This is a genomic window from Janthinobacterium sp. Bl 1 (assembly GCF_058215535.1).
The window spans coordinates 2,400,207-2,426,663 of sequence record NZ_CM177086.1; the positions used below are offsets into that span (position 1 = coordinate 2,400,207).

The following is a 26,457-nucleotide window of genomic DNA, read 5'->3' on the forward strand; positions in this document are numbered from 1 at the left end:
GGCAAACGCCTTGACGAAAGCAGCCCACGGGCTGCTTTTTTCGTTTACTCGGCGGCGCGCCACTCGCTCAGGTAGTGCTGCGGCGTGCGGCCAAGGATGCGGCGGAACATGGCGCTGAAGGCGCTGGGGCTGGCGTAGCCCAGCGCATAGGCGATGGCCGCTACGCCTTCGCCCCGGTCCAGGCGGCAGAAGGCCTCGGCCAGGTGGACTTGCTGCAGCCATTGGCGGTAGTGCAGACCCGTTTCTTTGGGAAATAAGCGGATCAGGGTGCGCGCGCTGGCGCCCGCGTCCTGCGCCCAGTCCTCGATACTGCGCCGGCTGCCGGGCGCGTCCATGATGGCCGAGCACACGGCCACCAGGCGCCGGTCGCGGGGCCAGGGGATGGCGAGGGGGACGGTATCGGCCGCCGCCAGTTCCGACAGGATCAGGTGCGCCAGCCAGTCGCCGCGCCCCTCTAGCGCATATTCGACCGGTTCGGCCAGCAAGGCCAGGATCAGCTCGCGCAGCAGCCGGCTCACTTCCAGCACCTTGCAATCGTCGCCATATCGGGCCGCCACCTGCGCATCGATGTACACGGTACGCATGCTCAGTTCGCTCAAGATGTGGACTTCGTGCACGACGCCCACGGGGATCAGCAGGGCGCGCCGCGGCGGCAATATCCACACGCCATGCTCGGTGGACACGCGCATCACGCCTTCCGTCGCATACAGCAGTTGCGCTCGCACGTGGCTGTGCGGCGCCGTATAGTCGCCCGCCGCATATTGCCTGGACATGGCCGTCACGGGGCGCGGCACGTGCTGGTAATCGTGCGAGCTGGTGCTGCGGCTGAACGGCACCCCATCAGGGTGAGTCTGGATCAGTGGTTGGGTGTACATGCTGGTCGTTGGATGCGCTCTTAATTGTCACTTGGTTGTCACTTGGGCGACGATTATTGGAAGTTATCAGTTCGGTGACCATACTATACTGGCTTCTTTGCCGGGCCGCCCGCCGAGCCCGATTATTGCGGATGACACATGCACACAACCACAACTGCTCCAGCATTGGCCAAGTCCGTGCCGGCGGCTCCTTCGCTTCATAGTTCCCAACAACAATCCGGTCTGGCCATGCACATCCTGGGCGCCGTCGCCTTCGTGCATTTGCTCAATGACTTGATCCAGGCATTATTGCCGTCGATTTATCCGATGCTGAAAGCCGAGTTTTCACTCAGTTTTACCCAGGTCGGCCTCATAACCCTGACGTTCCAGTGCACGGCCTCGTTGCTGCAGCCATGGATCGGCTTGTACACGGACCGCCGTCCGCTGCCATTCCTGCTGCCCGTCGGCATGTGCTTTACCTTGGCTGGCGTACTGATGCTGTCCATCGTGTCGACCTTCCCGACCCTGCTGATCGCCTCGGGCCTGATCGGCGTCGGTTCCTCGACCTTCCACCCCGAAGCGTCGCGCGTGGCGCGCATGGCCTCGGGCGGACGCTACGGCTTTGCCCAGTCGCTGTTCCAAGTGGGCGGCAACGTCGGCTCCGCGCTGGGGCCGCTGCTGGCAGCCGCCGTCATCGTCAACCGTGGCCACGGCAATATCGCCTGGTTCGGCCTGCTGGCCGTGCTGGCCATCGGCGTGCTGTACAAGGTCAGCCACTGGTATAGCGGCCACCTGGCCAGTTTCAAGCCGAAGGCGGGCGGCCACGGCCCTAATTTGTCGCGCAACAAGGTGATGGGCGCGCTGGGCGTGCTGGCCCTGCTGGTGTTTTCGAAGTACATCTACATGGCCAGCCTGTCGAGCTACTACACGTTTTATCTGATCGACAAATTCCACCTGTCGCTCGGCGATGCTCAGCTGTATTTGTTCCTGTTTCTCGCCGCCGTGGCGGCCGGCACCTTCATGGGCGGCCCCATCGGCGACCGCATCGGCCGCAAGCGCGTGATCTGGATTTCCATCCTGGGCGCCGCGCCATTTACCCTGCTGCTGCCCTACGTCGACCTGTTCTGGACGGCCGTGCTGACGGTGATCATCGGCTTCGTGATTTCATCCGCGTTTTCCGCCATCGTCGTCTTCGCGCAGGAACTGGTGCCGGGCAAGGTGGGCATGATCGCGGGGATTTTCTTTGGCCTGATGTTCGGCGTGTCCGGCATCGCCGCCGCTGCCATGGGTCACCTGGCCGACGTGGCGGGCATCGCCTATGTGTACAAAATCTGCTCCTACCTGCCGCTGTTGGGCATCCTGACGGTGCTGCTGCCGCATATCGAGCAGGCGAAAAAGTAAGCCAGCGTCGCGGGAGGGCTTGACGGCCCGCCCGCGCGCATGCGATATTGTCCCATGATCTCTTCCATCCTCCCTCCAGTCCTTGCATACCGCGCTGCCGCTGCGCTGTGTCCGTGTACCTGGCTTCGCGAGGATGCGGCCCGGCGCCGTTAAACTTTTTACTCCTCATTCCGATGGCCACAGCGTTGAAAAACCTGTGGCCATTTTCTTTTCCGCAACGCGCATGAAAGTCCCGCATGACACTTCATTTGTACGACACGTATAGCCGCAGCTTGCGGCCCTTCGAGACCATCGCCCCGGGCCAGGCGGGTCTGTACGCCTGCGGGCCCACCGTCTACGACTATGCGCATATCGGCAACCTGCGCACCTATCTGTTCGTCGACGGCTTGCGCCGCGCGCTCGAATTCAACGGCTTGCAGGTGCGCCACGTGATGAACATCACGGACGTCGGTCATCTGACGTCGGATGCGGACAGCGGCGACGACAAGATCGAGGCGCGCAGCGCCCGCAGCGGCAAGTCGGCCTGGGACATCGCCGCTGAATTTACCCGCGCGTTCGAGGGCGATCTGCACCAGCTCAATATCCTGCCGCCCACCGTCTGGTGCCGCGCCACCGACCACATCGCCGAGCAGATCGCCTTCATTCTCGACCTGGAAGCGAAGGGCTATACCTACCGCACGGACGACGGCATCTATTTCGACACGACGCGCCAGGACAGCTATGGAAAACTGGCGCGCCTGAACCGCGACGGCCTGCAGGCGGGGAAAAGGGTGGATCTGGGCGAGAAGCGCGACATCTGCGACTTCGCGCTGTGGAAGTTCAGCGACGTGCCTGGCCAGCGGCAAATGGAGTGGGACAGCCCGTGGGGCCTGGGTTTTCCCGGCTGGCATATCGAATGCTCGGCCATGGCGGAAAAGCACCTGGGGACGTATTTCGACATCCATTGCGGCGGCGAGGATCACGTGGCCGTCCACCACAGCAACGAGATCGCGCAAACGGAAGCGCGCCACGGCACGCGCCTGGCCAACTTCTGGCTGCATGGCGCCTTCCTGAAAACACAGGATGCGAAGATGTCAAAATCGTCGGGCGACTTTTTACGCCTGCATAGCCTGGTGGAGCAGGGCATCGATCCGCTGGCCTACCGCTACCTGTGCCTGGGCGCCCACTACCGCAGCAGCCTCAATTTCATGGACGAAGCGTTGCGCGCCGCCAGCAGCGGCCTGGCGCGCCTGCGCGTCAGCGTGCATGGTCTTGGCGAAGCGCAGGGTGAGGCCGCTCCTGATCCTGCATGGCTGGCGCGCTTTGCGGCGCAGGTCAACGATGACCTGAACTTTCCGCGTGCGCTGGCCGTGGCCTGGGAACTGTTGAAAAGCGAGCTGCCGGACGCCGTGAAAAAGGCCACCATGGCCCGCTTCGATGCGGCCTTGGGGCTCGACTTGCTGGCCTGGCAGCCAGCGCAGGTAGAGGTGCCGCAGCCCGTGCAGGCATGGATGGCGGAACGGGCCATCGCCCGCGCGCAGCGCCAGTGGGCCGAGGCGGACCGCTTGCGCGCACTGGCGCGCGCGGCCGGCTATGACATCGACGATACGCCGCAGGGGCAACAGGCGCGGCCTTTGTGAAGATGTCCGGCATAATGGCCGCCTGATGAAACTGGAGATGCCGTGAAGCGCCGTTTGCTGATACTGAGTTGTTGCCTTGTCTTTTCTGCCGCCCGGGCGGCCAGCGAATGTCCGGGCTTTCCCGCGCTGGCCACCTCCGGCGAGACGCTGCTGGCGCAAGTGCGTGCGCTGCCGCCCGTCGGCATCGACCGCGAACGGCAGGCGTGCGCGCCGGCGACCGTCATCGATTTCGCCTACAGCGGCGGGGTGCTGTGCAGTTTTGGCAGTGAAGTGGAGGCGGCGACATCTGCCGTCACGCACCTGGCCGATGGCGGTGAGCTGGTCGAATACCTGTATCTGTTCCCGTATGCGCCGGCCACGCACGCGCGCTTGCTGGCGCTGCTGGCCGCGCGTTTCACGCCAGTGGACAAGGCAGCCTGGCCCGCCTTCCTGCAAGCCGCCAGGCCGGGCAAGGAAACCACGGCCCTGTTCACGCATGGCGGCTTTTATATCTCGCTGGGCAAGCCTACCGAAGGCGATCCTGCCGAATGGTATTCGAATGTGATCTTTGAAAAGATGGACCAGCCCGCGCTGGGCGTGCGCAAGGTGTGCAAGGAAGCTCGCGATGGCTGAAGCGGATGCCTTTCCGGCCGCATTGGCCGGCACTGTGGCGCAGCTGCTGCCCGTGCTTTCATCAGGCCAGCTACATGCGCCCGTTCGGCCGTTTACGGCATGCCAGGATGGCGAGGCTCTGCGCATCCCCGTGCGCACGTATTACGACGGCAAGCAATTGTTGGCTTGTACGCAGCTGGCAGGCGACGCGGGCGTGATTGCCCTGTGCCTGGGCACGCGCCACCATGACGGCCATGTGCGCGAAGCGTGTGCAAGGCAGCTGTTGCTGCAGGAGCGGGCGTGGACGGTGCCCTTCGTCGTGCACCTGTGCGGCGAATACGTGCTGGAGATTGTCGAGGCAATTGGCGCGGCGCTGCCGGCCTGGAATACGCAGGCGCTGGCGCGCTACCTGCGGGAGAACCCCGCGTATGTGGACACGCTGGAGCGGCGCAGCATCAGTTACTGGAGTTGCTACTACCGAGGGCGCCATCCCGCGTGGGATAGCTACCCGGGACGCAGGACCATGGCGGCCCTGCGTGCATTGCAGCAGCTTACGCCTCGATAAAGCGCATCTTGAAGCTGCGGCCCTTGATGTTGCCGAAGTCGCGACCCAGGGTATTGCCCGCGTTCAGGCGCTTGAACGCGGCTTCGGCCACCTTGCGGTCCAGCGCCACGTAGGTCATGAACTCGAACACGTTGATCTTGCCCACTTGCTCCTTGGTGAGGCCAGCGTCGCCCGTCAGCGCACCCAGCAAGTCGCCCGGGCGCAGCTTGTCCTTCTTGCCGCCCATGATGCACAGGGTGACCATCGGCGCCGGCAGCGCCTCCATGCCGTCATCTTCCGCCAGTTCCTTCAGGTCGTGCCATTCGGCCGCGCTGTTCTGGTATTGCTCGATCAGCTTGACCCATTTTTTCTCGTTCGGCGCGCACAGCGACAGGGCCAGGCCCTTCTTGCTGCCGCGGCCCGTGCGGCCGATGCGGTGGATGTGCACTTCCGTGTCCTTCGACACGTCGACGTTGATCACGGCGCCCAGGTCGGAAATATCGAGGCCGCGCGCGGCCACGTCGGTGGCCACCAGCACGGAGCAGCTGCGGTTGGCGAACAGCACGAGGATTTCATCGCGCTCGCGCTGTTCCAGCTCGCCGTACAGGGCCAGCGCGGAAAAGCCTTGCTGGCGCAGTTCGTCGGCCAGCTCGCGGCAATGCACCTTGGTGTTGCAGAAGGCCAGCGTGGATTCCGGCTTGAAGTGTTTCAACAGCTTGCCGACGGCGCCATTGCGCTCGTCGAAGCCGATTTCATAGAAGCGCTGCTCGATCTTGTCGTTGTCGTGCTGCGCCTCGACCGTCACTTCCAGCGGATTGACGAGGAAGGACGCCGTGGCGCGGCGGATATCTTCCGGATACGTGGCCGAGAACAGCAGGGTCTGGCGACGCGCCGGGCAGGCGCTGACGATGCCGGCGATTTCTTCGTAAAAGCCCATGTCCGTCATGCGGTCCGCTTCATCGAGCACCAGCGTTTGCACGTGATTCAGGTTGATGGTGCCGCGGCCCAGGTGGTCGCGCAAACGGCCCGGCGTGCCGACGACGATGTGCGCGCCGTGTTCAAGCGAGGCGATTTGCGGGCGCATCGGCGCGCCGCCCGTCAGTGTCAGGATCTTGATGTTGCCTGCCGCGCGGGCCAGGCGGCGCAGTTCATTGGCCACCTGGTCGGCCAGTTCGCGCGTGGGGCACAGCACGAGGCCCTGCACGGCAAACCAGGCCGGATTGAGCTTGTGCAGGATGCCGATGCCGAAGGCGGCAGTCTTGCCGCTGCCGGTTTTTGCCTGGGCGATCAGGTCGCGGCCATCGAGCACCGCCGGCAGGCTTTGCGCCTGGATGGTGGTCATCTCGTGGTAGCCGAGCGAATCCAGGTTGGCCAAAAAGGCGGGCGTCAGCGGCAGGCTGGAAAAAGAGGTGGTGGCGGATGTGGTGTTCATAAGGGCGGAGCCGGTAAAAAGCGGGTGGATGGGCACAGTCTACAGGCGTTATACGCCCTTGTGCGGATGGTTGTGGAAGCTGGCGGCAAACGGCCGCCGGCGTTGGGATACTAGTTGTCGGGCGCCCAGATGGGCAAGCCGGTCAGATCGAGGCCAGCGTCGCGCGTCCATACGGGCAAGCCCGTGGCGTCGGTCGGCTCCAGCAATTCAAGCTGCACCTGCTTCAGCGCCACCTTGCGCGCGCGCGTGCGGCGTTGCGGTTCCGGCGCCGGCTCAGGCGCCTCGTGCGCTGGCGGCGGGCCGAAACCGGGCAAGTCGATGGTGGCGTTGTCTTTTTTATCTCTCATTTGCTAACCTCTGTCCCCGGCTCGCGAAAGCCCGGGGGCGGGCAAAAAGCTGTCCGCCGGTGTGAATACTCTGTAGCTTCGTCCACAAAACAAAAGCCCGGCTACTGGAGTCGGGCTCATTGTTGGAACAACCGTCAGGAATACCTGTCCTGCGGATTTAAGTGCGGCACGCAGTGTATCACAGGCGTGCCGCATTGTGGGTGGCTTAGCGGAAGCTCAGAGCGCCCGTCAGGTCGCCCGGCGGCAGCGCACCGCGCGACGCAAACGCGTCGTTGCGCACCTTCAGGCCTTCAAGCAGCGGCAGGTCGTGCAGGCGCGTGATCAGGCGCAGGATCGACGTGGTGTCATAAAAACTGTGGTCGACGGCGCCTTTCTTCGCGTATGGCGAGACGACGATGGCGGGAATGCGCGTGCCCGGACCCCAGCGGTCGCCTTTCGGCGGCGCCACGTGGTCCCACCAGCCGCCGTTTTCATCAAAGGTGATCACGACGATCATGTCCTTCCACTGCGGCGATTCCTTCAAGTGCTGGATGACGTTGGCCACGTGCTGGTCGCCCGATTCAATATCGGAATAGCCGGCGTGCAGGTTCAGATTGCCCTGCGGCTTGTAGAAGGTCACGGCTGGCAGCTTGCCCGCCACGGCGGCGGCGAGGAATTTGTTCGAGATCGGGCTGTCACCCGTGCCGCCGTCGCGCAGGTGTTCGGCGCGCGCAGCCGTGCCGGGCGCGAACTGCTTGAAGTAGTTCAGCGGCTGGTGGTGGAACTGGAAGTTCGGCTTGCTGCCGCCGCCTTTTTGGTCGAGCGCCGCTTGCCAGCCGCCGCCATACCACGCCCAGCTGACGCCCTTGCGCGACAGCAGGTCGCCGATGGTGTCATAGGTTTGCGGCGGCAGGGTGTTCGCGTCGGCCGGGTCGGCATGCAGCGGGTCGCCGTCGAAGGCGGGGCGGATGTAGCTCGGCTGATATGGCGGTGCCATGGTGTTGACGGCATAGCCGTCCGGCGTGATGGCGCCGTCGTTCACATATTTCGGCTTGCCGTCCAGCGCCGAGGCGGGGCAGTCGGGCGAGATCGCCAGGCGCACGCCCTGCGGGCCGTCGGACAGCACGGCGATCTTTTTCTTCGCCGCCGTTTCGGATGCATTGAAATATTCGTTGGCGCGGCCCGTGACGAGGAACTGGTGGTTCATGTAGGAGCCGCCGAAGGCTGCCATGAAGAAGTTGTCGCACAGCGTGTACTGCTCGGCGATCTGCCACAGGTTCAGGTTTTTCGACGTTTCGCCGTAGTGGCCCATCACCAGGCCGCCGCTGTCGGCCCACGCGGCAAAGCCGTCGTTCTTGCCGCCGTTGATCTGCATCTGGTTGTTATAGAAGCGGTGCACAAGGTCGCGCGTGATGATGCTCTCGGGCAGGGGCTTGCCGGCCGCGTCGCTCAATTTGTAGGGTGCGTTGGGCAGGCCGGAAATCTGGTCTTCCTTGATCAGGTAATCGGTGCCGCCGATATTTTGCTGGTTCGGCACGAGGCCGCCCCAGATCTTCGGCAGGGTGGCCAGCGGCTTGCCGTCGCGGTCCAACTGCTGCGCCTGTTCGGCCGTGACGGCGGACAGGGGCGCGCTGGTACCGGGGAAGTTGGCGAACAGGTTGTTGAAGCTGCGGTTTTCCAGGTAAATCACGACCACGTTCTTGACGTGCGCCTTGAGCTTCGCGTCGAGCGAACCCTTGGCGATGGTCTTTTTGGCTGGCGCGGCGTCGGCCAGCGCCGGCAGGCTTGCGGCCAGGCCGACTGCGGAAGCAGCCTGGAAAATGCGCCGGCGCGAGGGATTGGCGGGTTGGCCGGCCGGATCGGCTGGCAGGGCGGGGGCGAGGTCCTTCACACATTCTCCTTGGGTGTCTCTATGGGCACGGGCGTTGGCGGCAATGGCCGGCAACGCCCGTGAAGCGGGAAAATTGTATCACCGGCCCTGCGCCGGTGTGAAATGCTAGAACTGGTAACGCACGCTCAGCGCCACCTTGCGCGCCGGACCATACATGCCCGAGTACCACCAGTCCGACACGGACGCCGTGTATTTTTTGTCGAACAGGTTGGCCACGTTGACGGTGGCAGACAGCTTGTCGTTGACGTCGTAGCGCGCCATCAGGCTGGCCACCGAGTACGCCTTCTGTTCCCAGTGCATGGTGCTGTTGATCTGCCACGCGTCGATGTCCGAATACACGCGGCTTTGCCAGTTCACGCCGCCGCCGATGGTCAGGCGATTGAGGTCGCCGGGCAGGCGGTAAGTCGTCCACAATTTCACCAGGTGGCGCGGGAAGGTGGTCAGGATGGCCTTGCCGGCATTGTTTTCCGTCTGGCTGTAAGACCACGATGCCGAAATATTCCAGTCCGGCGTGATGGCGCCCGTCGCTTCCACGTCCACGCCCTGGGTCTTGGCGCCCTTGATGGCGCGGTTGGCAGGATTGTTCGTGCCAGGCACGGTGTAGCCAGGGTCCGATTCGGACAGATTGCTCTGGCGGATCTGGTACAGCGCGGCAGAGGTGTTCAGGCGGCCATCGAGCCAGCCGCTCTTGATGCCCGCTTCAAAGGTCTTGCCCTCGCGCGGCGCCAGCAGCTTGCCGTAGCGGTCTTGCGAGGCTTGCGGCTGGTAGATGGTGGAGTAGCTGGCGTAGGCGCTGTGCGTGCCGTCGATGTCGAATACGAGGCCGCCATACGGCGTGAAGACACGGCTCTCCGAGGCGGGGGACGCGCTGTAAAAATTCACGGACGGCGCGTCCGAGATGTAGTTCTCGCTGTAGCGCAGCACCTTGGCGCCGGCGATCAGCTTCAGGCGTTCGGAGAGATTGAAGCGGCTGGCCGCGTAGGCGCTGGCCTGGCGGCGCGTGCTGTCGTAGATGACGGTGGTACCGCCAAACACGGGCGTTGCCGTGCGATTCCAGCGATACAGGTTGACGGGCGTGTTTTCGACGCCCCGGTCGAAACGGCCATCGGTCGTGCTTTGAAATTCGCTGTAGTCCATGCCCAGCACCAGCTCGTGCTGGCGGCCGAACGCGCTGAACGGCCCGCGCACGTTGACGTCCACGCTGTTGACCTGAAGCTGGTAGTCGCGGTAGTCGGCGTTCAAGCTCAGGCCATCGCCCGTGGCCTGGTCGGGAAAGCCGCCACTCACGCTCAGGTAGACGGCGCGCTCTTCCTGCGACGATTGCACGCGATTGGCCGAGATCTTCAGTTTCCAGTCGTTGGCCAGCGCGTGCTCTAGGGTGGCGAAGAGGTCGGTCGAATTGGTGTCGAAGCGATTCGACTTGGCGGCCGGGCTGAAAGAGCGTGGCAGGTCCGTCATGACGCCATTGCTGTAGAACAGGGGGAAGCCCAGGTAGGACAAGGATCCGTTCGAGCGCTTGCGCTGGTGCGTGACGCCGGCCGTCAGCTTCGTGTCGCGTGACAGGTCCGCTTCGACCACGCCGTAGACCACTTTCTTGTCGCGGCTGTAGCCGTCGATGATGCTGTCGCCTTCTTCGTACACCGTCACCAGACGGCCGCGCACGGTGCCATTCTCGTTCAGCGGACCCGAGACGTCGGCCATGGCGCGCCGCTCATCGTAGGAAGCCAGCTCGCCCTCGACCGAGGCCTGGAACTGCGCCGTCGGCTTCTTGCGCACCATGTTGATGGCGCCCGAGGCATCGCCCGCGCCCGTCATCAGGCCCGAGGCGCCGCGCAGCACTTCGATGCGGTCGTACAGCGCCATGTCGGCCAGGCTTTGCGACGGTATCGCATTGAGGCCCAGGTTTTCCGAATGCGTGCTGACGCCATCGAGCTGGTAATTGGTGATCGAATAGCCGCGCGAAGTAAAGCCCGTGCGTTCGCTGCCCAGCGAGAACAGGGTGATGCCCGGCGTCTGCGCCATCACTTGCGCGATCGTGTTCAAGCCCTGGTCCTGCATGCGTTGCTGCGTGATGACGCTGACGGACTGCGGCGTTTCCCTGATCGACAGGCCCAGCGGTGTGGCCGTGGCGATCGGCAGGGTGGAGACATACGCGCCCGAGCCTTCCGTCGCATCCTGCTGCGCCTTGACCGACACTTCCGGCATCATCGCCATCGCCTCGCCACCCGCCGCAGCATCGGCCGGGCGCAGCACATAGCTGCCGTTGGCGCTGCGCTCGGCCTTCAGGCCCGTGCCGCGCAGCACGCCGTTCAGGGCGGCCAGCACGTCGTGGCGGCCGCTCAAGCCGGCCGAGGTCTTGCCGCGCGTCTGCTCCGGCGTGAAGCTGAGGATGACACGCGACTGGCTGGCGACCTGGCGCAGCGCGGTGGCCAGGTCGCCGGCGGGCACCTGAAAGTCGAGCGTGGCAGTGGCCGCCGCCGCGCTTTCCTGCGCCAGGGCTGGCGCCTGGACGTTCAGCAGCAGGGCCGAACCGATGAAGACGAGCTCGATGGCATACGCCATGGGTTTGATACGCGGCTTGGAATGAATGGCAGGAGACATGGTTACCTTGTGGTGTAGTCGTCAAAAAAGAACGTTGCCTACACAGGTCACGCGAGAATCGAAAGCGGGTACTTTTTTTTGCGCCAGCGTCAAAATATATTTTCAGCGCGGCTGGCGCGCCTCGACCTGCACCCAGTAGCGCGTGCGCAGGCGCACGTCCACGGGCAGGGAATCGGGCAGCGACAGCAGCACGGCATCCAGGTCGGCCAGCGGGAAGACGCCGGAGATGCGCAGGCCGGCGACGGCGTCGTCGCAGCCCAGCAAGCCGTGGCGGTAGCGGCTCAGTTCATGCAGGAAGTCGCGCAGCGGCATGGCGTCGGCCAGCAGCAAACCCTGGCGCCAGGCCCAGACATCGGGCGAGACGGCGTGCGCGGGCAAGGTAGTCTGCGCCGTCATGCCACCGCCCTGGCCCGCGCGGAGCACCGGGCTGGCGTTGCCATGGCGCGGCATCAGCCGGACGGCGCCTTCCTCGACGGCGACCAGGGTGCTGCCGTCCGCCTGGCGCACCGAGTAGCGCGTGCCCAGCGCCTGCGCGTGGCCTTGCGCCGTTTCGACGAGGAAGGGGCGGTAGGGCATGCCCGTTTCGCGGGCCGTGGCGATGAACACTTCGCCCTGCACCAGTTGCAGCAGGCGTTGCGTGCCCGTGTAGCGGATGTTGACGGCGCTGCCGCTGTTCAGGTGCAGACGGCTGCCGTCGGGCAGGGTCAGCTCGCGGCGTTCGCCCACGCCGGTGGACAGGTCGGCCAGCGCGGCGCGGGCCATGTCGGGCGCGTATTCCGAGCGCGCGCCGAACCAGCCCGTGAGGCCGATGGCCGATACCCACGCCAGCAACTGCAGGCTGCGGCGGCGCGAGATGGTCGAGGCAGGGCGGGAGCGCTGTGTCAACGCCGTGCGGCTGGCCTGCGCATCGAGTTCGCGCAAGCCGCCGCTGACGCTTTCGATGTGTTTCCACGCCCGTTCATGGTCGGGGTGCGCCTGGCGCCACTGCTGCCAGGCCGTTTTTTCCGCCGGCGTCGTTTCGCCGCTCATCAGGGTGGCCAGCCATTCTGCTGCCTGCATGGCGATGGCCAGATCGATGGGCTGGCCCTGTGCGTAGACGGTGGCGCCGCGCATGTCAGGAGGCGGCAAAATCGGGCACGGCAAAAAAGCACAGCAGGTTGGCCTTGCTCAGGTATTTTTTGACGGAATGCGTGGTGGTGCCCAGTTCGGCGGCGATCTCGGCGTAGGTCATGCCGTCCAGGTGGGCCAGCAGGAAGGCGGCCCTGGCCTTGGCGGACAACTGGTCCAGCGCGCGGTCGACCAGCTGCAGCGATTCGAGCAGGATGGACATCGCTTCTGGCGACGGCGTGCACGCTTGCGGCTGGTGCAGCAGGGCGTCGAGATAGGCCCGTTCCAGCTCTTCGCGCCGGCAGTGATTGGCCAGCAGGCGCTTGGCGATGGTGGCCAGGAAGGGGCGCGGCTGCGCGATCCCCGCACTGCTGCGCGCAACGAAAATCTTGATGAAGGTATCCTGCGCCAGGTCGCCGGCCAGCCCCGCATCGTGCAGGCGGCGCTTCAGCCAGTGCAGCAGCCAGGAATGGTGCTCGGCATACAGGGCCTGGAAGTCGGATGGCGGGGAAGGGGCGGACAGCATGCGAAGAGAGTGGGATAGCTTAATCTAAATGAGAATTGTTCTCATAATAACGCAGCGGCGCGCGCCAGGCAATCAGGAAAACGCGGCGTTGCTGAAATGCGACTGCGCGCCCGGGCCACGCGCGGTGCCGGATTTGCGCCTGCGCACGGCAGATGTAAAAGTTTCCTTTGCGCAAGCTTTCATGTGAGAAAATGCGGCTTGTCGATGTGGTGCGGAGCGGAGCGAAAAATGATGTGGATGGTTGGCGGTGCCCTGGTTCTATTGGTCGCCAGATTTTTATGGCTGGCCTATTTTCATCGGGTCAACGCGATGTCGCGTCAGGCGGAATTGATGAACTGGCTCGATATCGGCCGGGTGTCGAACCCCGATGGCGGCAAGGATATTCTGTTGGCGAGAAACGAGCGCGGCGCCAGGATAGACTGGCGCACGGGCGAAGTCTGGCTGATGAATCCCAAGGTGGCCGAGCCGTTTGCCGATTTCCTCGCCGTCGAGCGCTGGCTGACGATGCGCGACATGCCTGCGGCGGGCAAGCCGGCCGCAGCTACGCCTGCGTCAGTGGAGCCGGAACCGGAAGCGGCACCGGACGCCGGACCCGTGCGCGATACCTTGCCGGCATTCCAGCAAAAAGTCGATGCCTGCCTGGCCAAGGCCGAAGGCGGCCAGGAATTGCTGGAAACCAAGCAGGCGTTCGAGGCGGGCAGCGAGCCCTATCTCGAGGCGTCGACGGAACTGAGCAAGACGGCGCTCGAGCTCGAAGTGTCGCCAGCCATGGTGGCCACGTTTCATATCAGCGCCTTTGCCGCCCTGTCCGAAACGGCGGGCGCCGACAAGCTGGAACGCGTAGCGGCCAGCCTGCACGCGGCGGCCAGGCAGATCAGGGCCAGCGTCGCCGTGTAAAAAGCGGGCCTGACCCGGAATGAAAAAAACCGCTGACTCCCTTGCAGGAATCAGCGGTTTTTATGTATTGGTTGCGGGGACAGGATTTGAACCTGTGACCTTCGGGTTATGAGCCCGACGAGCTGCCAGACTGCTCCACCCCGCAGGCGAATTATAACCGAGTTTGCTGCGCTGCGAATGATCGGCATGACCTGCCTTAAATATGATTTACATGAGGGCTGTAAGAATGCTGCACAGCAATGGAAAAAGCCGCTGATCCCTTTGCAGAATCAGCGGCTTTTATATATTGGTTGCGGGGACAGGATTTGAACCTGTGACCTTCGGGTTATGAGCCCGACGAGCTGCCAGACTGCTCCACCCCGCAGGCGAATTATAGCGGGGTTTGCTGCAATGCGCAATGGCCGGGTTTCAGACCCTCGATTACGCCGTCGCCAGGCGCCACAGCGACGTGACTTCCTTCGAACGGGCCGCATGCAGGCTGTCGGTGGCATCCTGTGCGCGCGGGTGCGTGGGTTTCACATCCAGGCGGTCGATGACTTTCAGGCCCGCCTGTTGTATCCATTCCAGCAATTGCGCGCGCGGGCGCAAGCCCAGGTGCTCGGCCAGATCCGACAAAATCAGCCAGCCTTCGCCGGCTGGTTCCAGGTGGTCGGCCAGACCGGTGAGGAAGCCGCGCAGCATGCGGCTGTCCGGATCGTAGACGGCGTATTCGATCGGCGAGCTTGGACGGGCCGGCAGCCATGGCGGATTGCACACGACGAGTGGCGCGCGGCCGGAGGGGAACAAATCGGCCTGCACCACGTCGACCTTGTCGGCCACATCGAGGCGGGCCAGGTTTTCGCGCGCGCAGGACAGGGCGCGCGGATCCTGGTCGGTGGCGACGATGCGGGCGACGCCGCGCTGCGCCAGCACGGCGGCCAGCACGCCCGTGCCGGTGCCGATATCGAAGGCCAGGCTGGCGCGCGCGGGCAGCGGCGCTTCCGCCACCAGGCCCACGTATTCGCCGCGGATCGGCGCGAACACGCCATAGTGCGGATGGATGCGCTGGCCCAGGGCCTGCAGTTCCACGCCCGTGCGGCGCCATTCGTGCGCGCCGATCAGGCCCAGCAGTTCGCGCAAGGAGGCGATAAACGGCTCTTCGCCGCGGCCATATGCTTCATTGCACGCCAGTTTCACGTCCGGCGCGCGGCGCAGCGGGATCGTGTAGTCGGCGTCGAACGGCAACAGAAGCATGGCCAGGGTGCGGGCGCGCTGCGACTGGGCCTGGCGGTGCAGATGGAACGCCTCCGTGGCGGTCGGTTCCGGCTTGGCCAGCTTGGCGGCCTTGGCCTTCTTGCTTGGCTTGTCGTTCTTGTGGTCGGCGCGCCGCGCCAGTGCCTGCAGCAGCTGGCGCGCGTTCTGGAAGTCGCCGCGCCACAGCATGGCCGTGCCTTCGCAGGCCAGGCGGTAAGCCTGGTCGGCCGTCGTGCGGTCATCGGCGATGACGACGCGCTTGGGCGGCGGCATGCCGCTTTCCGAGCGCCAGCGGGCCGCGTGTTCGGCGCCGTTTTCGCTCCAGTGGATCTGCGGATGAACGGTAGGTGAAGAAGTGTCGGACATGGGATTCAATCGATAGAAGGGGGCGCGCGGCATGGTCGCCTGCGCAGGCCGTCTTCCATTATACGTTGCTGGCCGTGCCGTCTGTGCTGCCGGCGCTGTCCGTGCCATAGGCGAGTGCCAGCGCGCGGGCGCGCGCCTGCTCTTCCGGCGTGGCTTCCTCGGCTTTCTTCCCGGCTTCGACCGCTGCGTCCGGCTGCACCAGCTTGAGCAAGCGCAAGCTCAGGCTGCCCGCCAGGTCGCCATCGTTGCCGCTGGCGCTGGCGCCGTCGGACATGCCCTGATAGAGATTGCTTTGCAACTGCTGGCCCAGCAGCTTGAACAGGTCGTGCAGATTGCCGCCGAAATGCGTGTCGGGCAACTGTTTGGCGGGCAGGACGCCGTCATCGGATGCCGGGGCTTCCGGCGTTTCATTTTGCGTTTGCTCAAGCACGCCCGCGCTGATGTTCGATTGATATTGCACTTCCACTTCGAAGTCGAAGGTCAGGCCGTCGGCCGTCGTGATCTTGCCCTTGCCGATGAAATGCGCGTTTTCATCGAGGCTGAAGGCGGCCGTGCGGCTGCTGCCATTGGGGCCCGAGACGCTGGCGCTGCCGCTGCTGAAACTGGCTCCCGCCTGCAGGTCGACGGAATCGAAGGCGATGGTGGCGCCGTCGCCGAACAGCTGGCGCGTCATGTTGCTCAGGAAATCCTGCGCCACGTCGACGGTGGCGTTGCCCAGCGCATCGGTACGTTGCGACAGCCCCTTGGCCGACAGGTCCAGGCCATTTTTCGACAGGGCCACGACGTCTTGCGCCGTGCGCTGCATCAGGGCCGAGCCGGCCAGGCCCGTGGCGCCGTTGCCCGCGCGGGACGGCTGCTGGCCAGCCAGCGTATTCGGGGCGGGTTGACGGCTGGCGAGGGCGGGGAGCTGGGACATGGCGAGTTCTAAATGAGGGAAGTAGCGTAATTAACGGCATTCTACTCCCATTCTTTAACCATTAGTGGTGGTGCGACCAGCTACCGTCCGCCGACTCCAGGTAGGACTTGACGGCATCGGCCTGGCCCGTGGCGTGGCGCTTGAGTTCGCCGCATGCGCAAATGCCCTGGTACGGCTGGATATGCGAGCAGGCGGAGACTTTTTGCAGGTAGACCTGCATGGATTTGTGACATTTGACGCACTTGAAGGTGAGGCTGCGGGCGGCTTTCATGGGCTTCCTTGAACTGTTGCGGGGCGCATACGGGAACTATGCGAAGGCGGCGATTTTACCCCACTCCGCTTGCTGTTACATACTGTTGCAACTGCGCCACGCGGAAGTCAACTGAATCAGGTCTATCACGTTGAGAGAGTACGGAGGCCATCTGGTATCCATTGACGAGGTAGCACCATGGACAAGCATGACAAGGAAAAGTCTGCACAGCCCGGCAAGGAGCTGGTCAGGAAGTGGCTGAAAGCGGAGCTGGAACAGCGCCGGCCGCCGCCCGATCCCGAGCAGATCCGCCGCGAACTGGGTTGGGATATGCTCAGATTGTGCCGGGAGCCGGCCAGCCGTTAGCGACCTAACGTACGGTCACCACGCTCTTGCCGCCGGATCCCGGCTGCACGAGGATGCGGGTGGCGATGCGCTCCGTCATTTCCTGTACGTGCGAGATGACGCCCACCTTGCGGCCCATCGCTTGCAAGCCGTCGAGCGCATCCATGGCCACGCGCAGGGTTTCCGTGTCCAGGCTGCCGAAGCCCTCGTCGATGAACAGCGATTCCACGCGCACGCGGTTCGATGACAGCGAGGCCAGGCCCAGCGCCAGGGCCAGCGAGACGAGGAACGATTCGCCGCCCGACAGCGAGTGCACGGAGCGCAGCTCGCCGCCCATGTCCTGGTCGCGCACCATCAGGCCCAGCGACGGATTGTTCGGGTTGTCGATGCGTTCCAGCTGGTAGCGGCGCGCCAGGTGGTTCAGGTGCGCGTTGGCATAGCCGAGCAGCACTTCCAGGGTGAATTGCTGCGCGTAGTTACGGAATTTCTTGCCGTCGGCCGAGCCGATCAGCTCATTCAGGCTGGCCCAGCGCCGCTCGATGACGGCTTGCGCCTCGATTTGCGCCAGCATCGCTTGCGCGCTGTGGCGCCGGGCGTCGTCCTGCGCGATGGCCAGACGCAAGCGCGTCGCTTCCCCGTTCGCGGCCTGGCGTTCCTGCAGCAGGGCGTCCAGCGCCGCCTGCAGCGCGGCCACGTCCATTTCCAGCGCTTCGGGCGGCTGCTGCACGTGCGCTGCCAGCTGCTGCCGGCGTTCGGCCAGCACGGAAACGGCCGCCGTGTGGCGGTCGGCGATCACTTGCAGGGCGTCGCGTTCGGCGCGCATGGCGTCCGGCGCGATGGCCAGGCGCGCGCGCAAGCCGGCCATGTCGGTGGGCGCGTGGACCGGATGGGCTTCCTGGAACTGGCGCAGCCAGTCGTGCAGGGCGGCGGCGGCGCCATGTTCCTGTTCCCGCAAGGCGGCCAGGCGCTGCGACAGCTGCGCGCACGCTTCGTCGAGGCGCGTGCGCTGCTGGCTGGCCGATTGCGCCGCCGTTTGCTGCTGCGCCAGCTGTTCTTTCGCCTGCGCGGTGGCGCCCGCCAGGCTGCGCTCGACCTCGGCCACGCTCTGGCCCTGCCATAGCGCACTGCGCTGCGCTTGCAGCGCCGTGCGTTGTTTGTCGGCGGCGGCAAAGGCGGCATGGGCTTCCTGCGCCGTGTGCTGCGCCTTGCCGGCGGCCAGCAGCGCCGCTTCCAGTTGCGCGGCCAGGGTCGCCAGCGCGTGGCCTCGCTTGTCCTGGTCCGCCTGCTGCTTCAGCCATTGCCGGCTTTCCGATTCACGCGCGGCGCGGAAGGCGGCCGGGCCTGCGCGCCAGCCCTCTTTCCAGTCCTCGGCGCCGTCGGCGTCGGCAAAGGCGCCATCGAGCTGCGCCAGCAAGGCATCGAGCGCGGCGCGCGCCGTCTCGCCCTTGTCGGCGTTGCCCGCTTGCTGCGCCTGCAGCTGGGCCAGCCGCGCTTGCGCCTCGGCGACGGTGCTGGTGCAGCGCGCGTGCTCGCTGGACGCCAGTTCGTGCGTCGCCTGCGCCTGCTCGCGCCGCGCGCTGGCCTGGCGCAGCACCGCCTCCTGCTGCGCCAGCGCCTGCAAGCCTGCCGCATTGTCCGCCAGCTGCTGCGTGAACCAGTCCGTGCGCTCGTCTACCGGCGGCAGCTGCAGGGTGTCCGCATGCGGCTGCCATTGCGCATTCAGGCCGTCGATGATGGACGGCAGTGCAGATAGTTCTGCCGCCGTTTGCGCCTGTTCGCGCATATGGGCGGCCAGTGCCGCCTTGTGCGTGGCCAGCCGTTCCAGATTGCCGCGCACCTGCGTGCGGCAGGCCAGCACGTCATCCTGCAAGCTGGCCAGCATCGCCTGCAAGGCGTCGTCGGCGTGGCTGTACGGGTGTTCCAGCGCGCCGCAGACGGGGCAGGGCAGGTCATCCTGCAAATTGGCCCGCAGCTGCTCGACGCTGGCCGCGCATGCCGCTTCGGCGCCCTTCAACGATTTTTCCGCCTGCGCCAGGCGTGCTTCCAGCAGCGCCGTTTGCGCCGCTTCCGCCGCCAGTGCCGTGCTTTCCGTTTGCGCGGCCTGCGCCAGCTGGGCCGCCTTCGCTTGCCAGTGCGCCAGCGCCTGCCGCTGGCGTGCCAGTTCGCTCCAGGTTTTTTCCGCGCTGCTCAAGATGCGCGCGTGCGCCTCCAGCTGGCCGCGCTGTTCCTGCAGCCCCTGGCCATCGATGGCTTGCACGGCCGCCAGCGCCTCGCGCCGTTCGGCATCGCGCAGCGCCAGTTCGGCAGCGGCGCTGGCCAGCGCTGCTTGCGCCGCCTGCGTTGTGTCAAGGGCCTGGCGCACCTGCCGCGCCGATTCGGCCATGCTGGCGTCGGCCGCATCGGCTTGCGCGGCCGCTTGCCCGGCCTGGACAAACAATTGATCCCACAACTGCCACGATTGCGCCAGCGCCTGCCACTGCTGATGCGACGCCAGCCACTGGCGACCCGCTTCCTGTTCCGCCTGCGTGGTCAGCTGGCGCTGCTGCAGCGCGTGCAGCACGGCGCGCGCCGCCTCGTTGGCCTGGTCGGCACCTTGCGCCGCTTGCTTTGCCTGCTCATGCGCGGGCAAGTGTGCCGCAATGCCGGCATCGAGCGCCTTGGCCTGGTCGAGCAGGGGCGCCGCATCGCGCTGCGCCGCTTCCTTCGCCAGCAAGTCCGCTGCCGCCAGCTGCACGGCCTGCGCCAGTTGCGCTTCGCTGGCCACGGCCTGCGCCGCCTGCGCGCGCGACGCTTCCAAGGCCGCGCCCGTGCTGGAGATCTCGCCGGCCAGACGCGCCACGTCGTCGATCAGGGGCCGTGCCGGCTGCAGCAATTCCCACTGCGCCAGCGCCGCACGGCGTTCTTCGGCGGCGGCCCGTTCTGCATCCGCGCTGTCCAGTGCTTGCTGCGCGGACGCCACCTGGGCTTGCAGCTTGTGCGTTTCCTGATGCCAGCGCTGCTGCAGTTCCAGCACGGCCTTGCGCAAGTCGATGGTGTGCAGGGCGGTGTCGGCCGCGCTGCACAGCGCTTCGGTCTCCGCCCGTTCTTCCGGCGACAAGGGCCGCTGGTCGGCCAGTTTTTCACCCAGGCGCTCGAGGACCTGCTTTTCCTTTTTCGCCCGCTCGAAGGCGCGCATGGAAATGTCGGTATAGATGCTGCTGCCCGTCAGGGTTTCCAGCAACTCTCCCCGTTCATTGTCTTCCGTCTTGAGGAAGGTGGAAAACTCGTTCTGCGCCAGCAGCACGGCGCGCGTAAACTGGTCGAACGACAGGCCGATGCGCTTTTCGATCTCTTCCTTGACTTCCGTCTTGGTGCCGCCGATGGGCTGCAGCGCGGGCAGCTGGTGCAAGCTCATGGCGGTAGCCTGCAGCGCGCCTTCCGCCTTGGTGCGCGAGCGGCGCACGCTCCAGCGCGCGCGGTAACTGGCGCCATCGTTGCCGACGAAGTCCACTTGCGCGTAACCGTCAGGCGTGCCGCGGCGCAGCAGGGTGCGCGTATCCTGGGCGTTGACGGTTTCCTTGCCCACGTCGGGCAGGGCGCTGCCCCGGCCCAGCACTTTCAGCAAACGCGGCGTGGCGTCGTACAGGGCCAGGCACAAGGCGTCGAGCAAGGTGCTCTTGCCCGCGCCCGTGGGGCCGCTGATGGCGAACAGGCCGGAAGACGCCAGCGGCTCCTGCTGGAAGTCGACTTCAAATTCGCCGGCCAGCGAGGCCAGGTTCTTACCGCTGATTTTCAGTATTTTCATGGTTCTTCAGTTGCGCTCACGCGCCGGGCAGCAGCAGTTCGGCCAGGGCCGACAGTTGTTCGGGTGGTGCTTCCTTGCCATATTTTTGCAGGTACAGGCGGCGGAAGATGTCGTCGGGCTGTAGCTGGGCCAACTGGTCGAGCGTCAGGTTCTCGGGCGCGCTGCTGCGCGCGGCGCTCGACGTTTCGATTTTCGCCAGGCGCACGGGCTTGCCGTCGAGCGCCGTTTCGATGCGCGTGCGCAGGCCAGGTTCCGGCGCATCGAGGCGCACGCGCACTTCCAGGAAGGGCTGCGCTTCAGGTGGCGCGGCGGGCACGTCGAGGGCGGCCAGCTGTGCCAGTACTTCGTTGATGGGCGCCGGCGTGGCGGGCACGCGCAGCAGGGGCACGGCGCGCGGCACTTCGATGGCGCGCACCGGATTCAGCTGCTCGCCGTCGATATCGAGGCACAGCACCTGGTGGCGGTAGTGTACTTCGGCGAACGACAGGGGAATCGGGCTGCCGCAGTAGCGGATGTGCTCCTGGCCACCCACGGCCTGCGCCTTGTGCAAATGGCCCAGCGCCGCATAGGCGATGGCGGTATCGAAAATACCTGAGGGCAGCATTTCCGTGCCGCCGATGACGATGCGCCGTTCGGAGTCGTTCGACATTTCGCCGCCCACCATGTGGCAGTGGCCCATGGCGACGATGGCTTGCCCGGGCTGGCGGCGCGCCAGCGCCAGGTCCGTCAATTGCCGGTACAGCAGGGCGATGCCGCCCAGGTAGGCGTCCTGCGTGTCGCCGGCCGGCAGTTTCGGCACGTCGCCAGGGCGCAAAAAGGGCACGGCCAGACACCATGCCTGCACTTGGCCATCGCTGCCGGTGAGCGGCAGCAGCAGGCGTTCCAGGTCGATATTGCCTGCCTCGTCGCGCAGCAGATGGCCGATCACGTGGGTGCCATGCGCGGCCAGCAGGGGGCCGGGCGCTTCGAGACGGCCGGCCGAATCGTGGTTGCCGGCGACGACGAGCAGTTGCAGCGCGGGCAGGCGCGCGCGCGCCTGCTGCAGGAAGACATATAACTGCTTTTGCGAGGCGGCGGACGGGTTGGCGTTGTCGAATACGTCGCCCGCGACCAGCAGCACGTCGGCCTGTTCTGCCACGAGCGTGTCGAGCAGCCAGTCGAGGAAGCGCTGGTGTTCGTAGCCCCTTTCAAAATTGTGCAGGGCCTGGCCCAGATGCCAGTCGGAAGTGTGCAGCAGGCGCATGGTGTGGCAACGGTAGGGAGGACAGGCGCCAATATAGCAGGAATGATAGGGGTCAGACCCGTTGGGGGCATGTTTCCTGGTAGGGAACTTGCCGATCGCGAAGCGACTGACCCCAGCCTTCAGTTGGGCTTGCTCTCAACCATCAAGCCGTCAATGCGCCAGCTCTGTATGTATTGCGTCCATCCTGCTTGGCCTTGTACAGCAGCACGTCGGCGCGCTGCAGCAGCACGGCGGGAGAAATGTCTTCGTCGCGGTAGAAGGCCAGGCCGATGCTGGCCGAAATGCGCACGGTGATGCCATCGAGTTCAAATGGCTGCTGCATGGCGGCGACGATTTTTTCCGCCAGCACGGCCGCGTCTTCTGGCCGGGTGATCTGTTCCATGATGATGGTGAATTCGTCGCCGCCCAGGCGGGCGATGATGTCGGTGGCGCGCATGGTGTGCGTCAGGCGCTGCGCGAAGGCGCGCAGCAGGGCGTCGCCGGTGCCGTGGCCGTGCGTGTCGTTGACGGGCTTGAAGCGGTCGATATCCATGTACATGACGGCCATCAGGTGTTGCTGCTGGCGGCTCGCGTGCATGGCGTCGCTGAGTTTTTGCTGGAAGCCGGCGCGGTTCGACAATCCCGTCAGCGCATCGACCTGGGCCAGCTTCAGCAGGCGCTGTTTTTCGCGCTTTTGCACGGTGATATCCTGGCGCATCACGTGAAAACCCACCACCTGCAGCTTGTCTTCGCCGATTTGCGGGATGTAGATCACTTCCATACAGCGCTCGATGCCTTCCTTCTCGTCTTCTTCCTCGAAGCTCAAGGTTTCGCCGGCCAGCACTCTTTCGATATACGGCGCCACGGTGCGGTAGCGCGCCTCGCCCACCGTGTCGCGCACGCGCTTGCCCAGCGCCTGGCGGCCTGTCAGGCCGAATTCGCGTTCATAGGCGATGTTCAGGAAGCGGTAGACCTGGTCGGCGTCGATGTAGGCGATCATGGCCGGCAAGGTGTCGGCGATGGTGCGCAGGCGCGCTTCGCTTTCCAGCAGCGCCACTTCCGATTCGCGCAAGGTGGTGATGTCGTCCAGGGTTCCCACGTAGCCTTCGATCTTTCCGTCGATGAGGATGGGGGCAATTTTGACGGAGACCCAGACCAGTCGGCCGTCGCGCTGCAGGCAGCGCAGGGTCGACTGGAATGGCGCATGGCTGCGCGTGAGCTGTTCCAGCGCCACGTGCATCAGCGGATAGTCGTCCGGATGCAGGGCGCTGGTCCAGCCGGCACCCAGGGCGGCCGCGCGGGGCAGGCCCGTGATCGATTCGAAGGTGCGGTTGACGTAGGTGCAGCGGCGCTGGCGGTCCAGGCGCACGAGCCCCAGCGGCGAGGCGTCGTTGACGGCGGCCAGCTCGGCCTGTTTCTGGCGCAGTTCCAGTTCCTGCTGGCGGCGCTGCGAGATATCTTCGGCGATGCACAGGATGTGTTCGATCTGCTGGCGCTCGTCGAACACGGGCACGGAGACGGCGCGCAGATAGCGCAGGCTGCCGTCCGCCAGGCGCAGCGGTTTTTCCGTATGGTCGATGACGCCGTGCTCGGCCAGGATGGCACGGTCGTCCTCGGCATCGTGCAGGCCGAAGTCGGGCGGGAATGCCTGGCAATCGGTCTTGCCGATGACGTCGGCGGCCAGGTGGCCGGTGATGTCCTCGGCCGCCTTGTTCCACACTTCCATCTGGCCGAAGTTTTCCGGCCGTGCGCTTTTCACGTAGACCAGCACGGGCAAATGGTCGATCAGCGACTGCAGGAAGCTGCGGTTGTCCTGCAGCGCCAGTTCGTCGTGCTTGCGCGCGCTGATGTCGCGCGAGGTGACGGCCACGCCGTCGGTGATCGGCACCACCTGGTGGCGCAGCCAGCGCGTGGCGCCCGAGGCCAAGGTCAGCTCGAATTCATCTTCCAGCGGCTGGCGCGTTTCCATCACCAGCACGAAGCGCTGGAAGAAACGTTCGCCGCGCAGCAGCGGCATGTGCTGCAGCACGCGCTGGCCCAGCAGTTCGGAGCGCGGCTTGCCCAGCATGTCGGCGGCCCGCTCATTGACGTCGGCGAAAATGAAGTCTTCCACCGGCTTGCCCTGGGCGGGGCGCCAGGCTTTCAGCAGCAGCACGGAGTCGAGGCTGCCGTGGTGCGCCGCGCGCAGCAGGGCCTGCGTTTCCGTGGCCTGGCGGATGCTGCGGCGCAGGCGTGCGCTCTGGCGCATCAGCAGGGCCGTAAAGCCGGCAATGAGCACGCTGGCGGCGAGCAGCGCGCCCACATACAACAGGCGGCGGTGTTCGAAGCGGGCCAGGGCGACGGTACGGCTCACGCCCACCACGGCCAGCAGCGGGTAGCGCGGCAGCTCGCGGTAGCTGTAGATGCGCGGCGTCGCGTCGACGGGCGGCTCGATCAGCAGTTCCTCGGGGGCGTGCCGCGGCGGACCCGGCATGCGGAAGTCGATGCGGTCGCTGATGATCAATTGCTCGCCGATGCGCCCCACCGTCAGGCCGCTGTCGCGCGCCACCAGCATCAGCGCGCCATGCTCGTCGAGGTTCAGGCGGTCGTAGTCGTCGACAAAATACGTGGGGTCGACGTGGATGACGATGGCGCCGGCGAAGCGGCCCCGCGCATCGTTCAGGCGGCGCGCCAGGCGGATGGTCCAGCGCTTGCCGTCCGCGTCGAGCATCGGTGTGTCGACCAGGGCCGTGTCGGATGCGTTGGCGGCCAGCGCCCTGAAAAATGGCTGCGTGGCCAGGCTTTCCGGCAAATAGGCGTGGGCGCTGTCGATTACATTGCCCTGCGCGTCGATGAGGGCGATCGGCAGTTCCAGCTTCGATGGCAGCACGCTGTCGAGCAGCCCCTGGCGGCGTGTGAATTCATTGAGGCGCAGGCCGCCGTCCGTTTCCTCGTATTTGAGCTTGAACAATTGCGTGGCATGGTCCGTCTGGCGCAGGGTGAAACTGGTATGGTCGGCCAGGGTGCGTGCCAGCGACTGGCTGACGGCCACGGCGTCGCGCACGGCGCTGGCCCGCTCCTGGCCCACCTGATAGTAGACGGCCGCCCACAGCGCCAGCAGCAGGACGAGCGCGAACAGGGGCACCAGACTGATGCGGTACAGGCGGCGGGCAAGGCGTTGCAGGGGTCTCGTTATCGCTATCACGGGCGCTTGCAGGCTAGATTCATGGAAAAAGGGAGGGGCGGCGTGGCGCGCATGATAGCCGAAATCGGCTGCCTTGCGCATAAGCCCGTCGCCGCCACGCCCATCGTCTGTTCGCGGTCTGTCGCTGGGCTTATTTTGCGTTAAATCAAGCATCTGTGGCGCGGTGCATGCTAAAAAAAACGCCGCGGCGGTGATACGGGCTGGCGCCGTGGCAGAAAAAGTACAATTGCGCCCCCATCCTCATTAAAATGGATGCTTCCACCTTCCATATCGAAAGTTGTCATGCAGAGTAAAAAGCCCGACGCGGCAAGACTGGACAAGATCGTGGCCGAAGCGCGCCGCGCCGCCGACCAGCGCGAGAGCGGCTACCGCGAGCGCTCGCTGAAGATGTATCCGTGGGTATGCGGCCGCTGCATGCGCGAATTTACGCGTGCCAACGTGCAGCAGCTGACCGTGCATCACCGCGACCATAACCATGACAACAATCCGCCCGATGGCAGCAACTGGGAACTGCTGTGCCTGTATTGCCACGACAATGAACACTCGCGTTACCTGGAAGCGGACCGTGGCGCCGGCCTGCTGTCGGCCGAGGTGGCGCCAGCCACGCACAATCCGTTTGCCGCGCTGGCGGGCCTGATCAAGAAGAAGGACTGAGCGGGTTGCGCCGCTTCCCCATGCGCATCTTGCTGACCGAAGACGACCCGCAGCTGGGCCGCGCCACGCAGATCGGCCTGGAGCAGGGCGGCTACGCCGTCGACTGGGTCACGAGCGCCGAACACGCGCACACGGCCGTGCGCCTGCACGACTATGGCTGCATCCTGCTCGACCTGGGCTTGCCCGGGCAGGACGGCATGCAGGCGCTGGGCGTGCTGCGCGATAACGGCTACAGCGGCGCCGTGCTGGTCGTCACGGCGCGCGACAAGGTGGGCGAACGCATCGCCGGCCTCGACGCGGGCGCCGACGACTTCATCGTGAAACCGTTCGACCTTGACGAACTGGCCGCGCGCATCCGCAGCGCCTGCCGCCGCGCCGCCGGCCGCCTGCGCGAAAACCTCGTGCACGGCGACCTGGTGCTCGATATCGCGGACCGGCAGGTGACGCAACGGGGCTTGCCCGTGACCCTGACGGTGAAGGAATTTCGCATCCTGCAACTGCTGCTGGAGCACGGCGGCCGGGTGCTGAGCCGGGAACAGCTGGAGAAAAACCTGTACAGCTGGGGCGGCGAGGTGGAAAGCAACGCCGTGCAAGTGCACATCCACCACCTGCGCAAGAAGCTGGGGCGGGACTTGATACGCACCGTGCATGCGATCGGTTATTGCATCGACAAGCCCAAAGCGGCCTGACAAGGAAAACGGGCCGCCCTGAGGC

Annotated in this window: 21 protein-coding genes and 2 tRNA genes; 8 read left to right on the forward strand and 15 right to left on the reverse strand. The window is 65.5% G+C overall.

Annotated features, from left to right (window positions below; all coding sequences use genetic code 11):
* Window positions 1–44 precede the first annotated feature (44 nt).
* A complete protein-coding gene (locus AC4BCN_RS10940; protein WP_485879484.1) occupies window positions 45–875 on the reverse strand; it encodes an AraC family transcriptional regulator in 831 nt (276 codons plus the stop codon).
* Window positions 876–1,103: 228 nt separating this feature from the next.
* Between AC4BCN_RS10940 and AC4BCN_RS10945 the strand changes: the two genes are divergently transcribed.
* From AC4BCN_RS10945 to AC4BCN_RS10960, 4 genes are all read left to right on the forward strand, one after another.
* Window positions 1,104–2,255: an MFS transporter gene (locus tag AC4BCN_RS10945; protein WP_490493282.1), complete on the forward strand. Its 1,152-nt coding sequence runs from the start codon at window positions 1,104–1,106 to the stop codon at window positions 2,253–2,255.
* A gap of 236 nt (window positions 2,256–2,491) precedes the next feature.
* Window positions 2,492–3,874 (forward strand): cysteine--tRNA ligase, encoded by a 1,383-nt coding sequence (gene cysS, locus AC4BCN_RS10950; protein WP_490493283.1) that lies wholly within the window; start codon window positions 2,492–2,494, stop codon window positions 3,872–3,874.
* 42 nt (window positions 3,875–3,916) lie between these two features.
* The gene (locus tag AC4BCN_RS10955) at window positions 3,917–4,486 is read left to right on the forward strand and encodes a hypothetical protein (protein ID WP_490493284.1); all 570 of its coding nucleotides are present in this window, start codon (window positions 3,917–3,919) and stop codon (window positions 4,484–4,486) included.
* Window positions 4,479–5,030 carry a hypothetical protein gene (locus AC4BCN_RS10960; protein WP_490493285.1) on the forward strand — a complete coding sequence of 184 codons (552 nt, stop codon included), beginning with the start codon at window positions 4,479–4,481 and terminating at the stop codon, window positions 5,028–5,030. Before AC4BCN_RS10955 ends, AC4BCN_RS10960 begins: the two co-directional genes overlap by 8 nt.
* Here the strand turns inward: AC4BCN_RS10960 and dbpA are convergent.
* From dbpA to AC4BCN_RS10990, 6 genes are all read right to left on the reverse strand, one after another.
* Window positions 5,017–6,441, reverse strand: a complete 1,425-nt coding sequence (gene dbpA, locus AC4BCN_RS10965; protein ID WP_139092542.1) for an ATP-dependent RNA helicase DbpA — start codon at window positions 6,439–6,441, stop codon at window positions 5,017–5,019. The genes AC4BCN_RS10960 and dbpA overlap by 14 nt on opposite strands.
* A 110-nt stretch (window positions 6,442–6,551) precedes the next feature.
* The gene (locus tag AC4BCN_RS10970) at window positions 6,552–6,788 is read right to left on the reverse strand and encodes a hypothetical protein (RefSeq protein WP_034758223.1); all 237 of its coding nucleotides are present in this window, start codon (window positions 6,786–6,788) and stop codon (window positions 6,552–6,554) included.
* A 205-nt stretch (window positions 6,789–6,993) separates the two neighbouring features.
* Window positions 6,994–8,658 (reverse strand): acid phosphatase, encoded by a 1,665-nt coding sequence (locus AC4BCN_RS10975; protein ID WP_490493286.1) that lies wholly within the window; start codon window positions 8,656–8,658, stop codon window positions 6,994–6,996.
* Between the two features lie 105 nt (window positions 8,659–8,763).
* Window positions 8,764–11,259 (reverse strand): TonB-dependent siderophore receptor, encoded by a 2,496-nt coding sequence (locus tag AC4BCN_RS10980; protein WP_490493287.1) that lies wholly within the window; start codon window positions 11,257–11,259, stop codon window positions 8,764–8,766.
* A 102-nt stretch (window positions 11,260–11,361) separates the two neighbouring features.
* Window positions 11,362–12,372 carry a FecR domain-containing protein gene (locus AC4BCN_RS10985; protein ID WP_490493288.1) on the reverse strand — a complete coding sequence of 337 codons (1,011 nt, stop codon included), beginning with the start codon at window positions 12,370–12,372 and terminating at the stop codon, window positions 11,362–11,364.
* A gap of 1 nt (window position 12,373) precedes the next feature.
* A complete protein-coding gene (locus AC4BCN_RS10990) occupies window positions 12,374–12,892 on the reverse strand; it encodes a sigma-70 family RNA polymerase sigma factor (protein WP_128139868.1) in 519 nt (172 codons plus the stop codon).
* Between the two features lie 228 nt (window positions 12,893–13,120).
* Between AC4BCN_RS10990 and AC4BCN_RS10995 the strand changes: the two genes are divergently transcribed.
* The gene (locus tag AC4BCN_RS10995; RefSeq protein ID WP_128139867.1) at window positions 13,121–13,789 is read left to right on the forward strand and encodes a hypothetical protein; all 669 of its coding nucleotides are present in this window, start codon (window positions 13,121–13,123) and stop codon (window positions 13,787–13,789) included.
* A 68-nt stretch (window positions 13,790–13,857) separates the two neighbouring features.
* Here AC4BCN_RS10995 and AC4BCN_RS11000 read toward each other — a convergent pair.
* The 5 genes from AC4BCN_RS11000 to AC4BCN_RS11020 all read right to left on the reverse strand — a co-directional run bounded on the left by AC4BCN_RS11000 (window position 13,858) and on the right by AC4BCN_RS11020 (window position 16,575).
* Window positions 13,858–13,934 (reverse strand) — tRNA-Met (locus AC4BCN_RS11000).
* A gap of 142 nt (window positions 13,935–14,076) precedes the next feature.
* Window positions 14,077–14,153, reverse strand: a tRNA-Met gene (locus AC4BCN_RS11005).
* 56 nt (window positions 14,154–14,209) lie between these two features.
* On the reverse strand, window positions 14,210–15,388 hold the full coding sequence (locus AC4BCN_RS11010) for a 50S ribosomal protein L11 methyltransferase (RefSeq protein WP_490493289.1): 1,179 nt from the start codon (window positions 15,386–15,388) through the stop codon (window positions 14,210–14,212).
* A gap of 58 nt (window positions 15,389–15,446) precedes the next feature.
* Window positions 15,447–16,304: a hypothetical protein gene (locus AC4BCN_RS11015; protein ID WP_490493290.1), complete on the reverse strand. Its 858-nt coding sequence runs from the start codon at window positions 16,302–16,304 to the stop codon at window positions 15,447–15,449.
* A gap of 61 nt (window positions 16,305–16,365) precedes the next feature.
* Window positions 16,366–16,575 carry a hypothetical protein gene (locus AC4BCN_RS11020; protein ID WP_034755039.1) on the reverse strand — a complete coding sequence of 70 codons (210 nt, stop codon included), beginning with the start codon at window positions 16,573–16,575 and terminating at the stop codon, window positions 16,366–16,368.
* 177 nt (window positions 16,576–16,752) lie between these two features.
* Here AC4BCN_RS11020 and AC4BCN_RS11025 point away from each other — a divergent pair, with 177 nt between their 5' ends.
* The gene (locus tag AC4BCN_RS11025; protein WP_490493291.1) at window positions 16,753–16,920 is read left to right on the forward strand and encodes a hypothetical protein; all 168 of its coding nucleotides are present in this window, start codon (window positions 16,753–16,755) and stop codon (window positions 16,918–16,920) included.
* Window positions 16,921–16,924: 4 nt separating this feature from the next.
* Here the strand turns inward: AC4BCN_RS11025 and AC4BCN_RS11030 are convergent, their stop codons facing one another.
* The 3 genes from AC4BCN_RS11030 to AC4BCN_RS11040 all read right to left on the reverse strand — a co-directional run bounded on the left by AC4BCN_RS11030 (window position 16,925) and on the right by AC4BCN_RS11040 (window position 25,170).
* Window positions 16,925–20,683: an AAA family ATPase gene (locus tag AC4BCN_RS11030; protein ID WP_490493292.1), complete on the reverse strand. Its 3,759-nt coding sequence runs from the start codon at window positions 20,681–20,683 to the stop codon at window positions 16,925–16,927.
* A 16-nt stretch (window positions 20,684–20,699) separates the two neighbouring features.
* Window positions 20,700–21,926: an exonuclease SbcCD subunit D C-terminal domain-containing protein gene (locus AC4BCN_RS11035; RefSeq protein ID WP_490493293.1), complete on the reverse strand. Its 1,227-nt coding sequence runs from the start codon at window positions 21,924–21,926 to the stop codon at window positions 20,700–20,702.
* Window positions 21,927–22,068: 142 nt separating this feature from the next.
* Complete coding sequence (locus AC4BCN_RS11040) at window positions 22,069–25,170, reverse strand: PAS domain-containing protein (RefSeq protein WP_490493294.1); 3,102 nt, start codon at window positions 25,168–25,170, stop codon at window positions 22,069–22,071.
* 201 nt (window positions 25,171–25,371) lie between these two features.
* Between AC4BCN_RS11040 and AC4BCN_RS11045 the strand changes: the two genes are divergently transcribed.
* Both AC4BCN_RS11045 and AC4BCN_RS11050 read left to right on the forward strand, forming a co-directional pair.
* Window positions 25,372–25,743 carry a YajD family HNH nuclease gene (locus AC4BCN_RS11045; protein ID WP_034755042.1) on the forward strand — a complete coding sequence of 124 codons (372 nt, stop codon included), beginning with the start codon at window positions 25,372–25,374 and terminating at the stop codon, window positions 25,741–25,743.
* A 20-nt stretch (window positions 25,744–25,763) separates the two neighbouring features.
* Entirely contained in the window at window positions 25,764–26,432 is a 669-nt protein-coding gene (locus AC4BCN_RS11050; protein ID WP_128139862.1) for a response regulator, read from the forward strand.
* Window positions 26,433–26,457 lie beyond the last annotated feature (25 nt).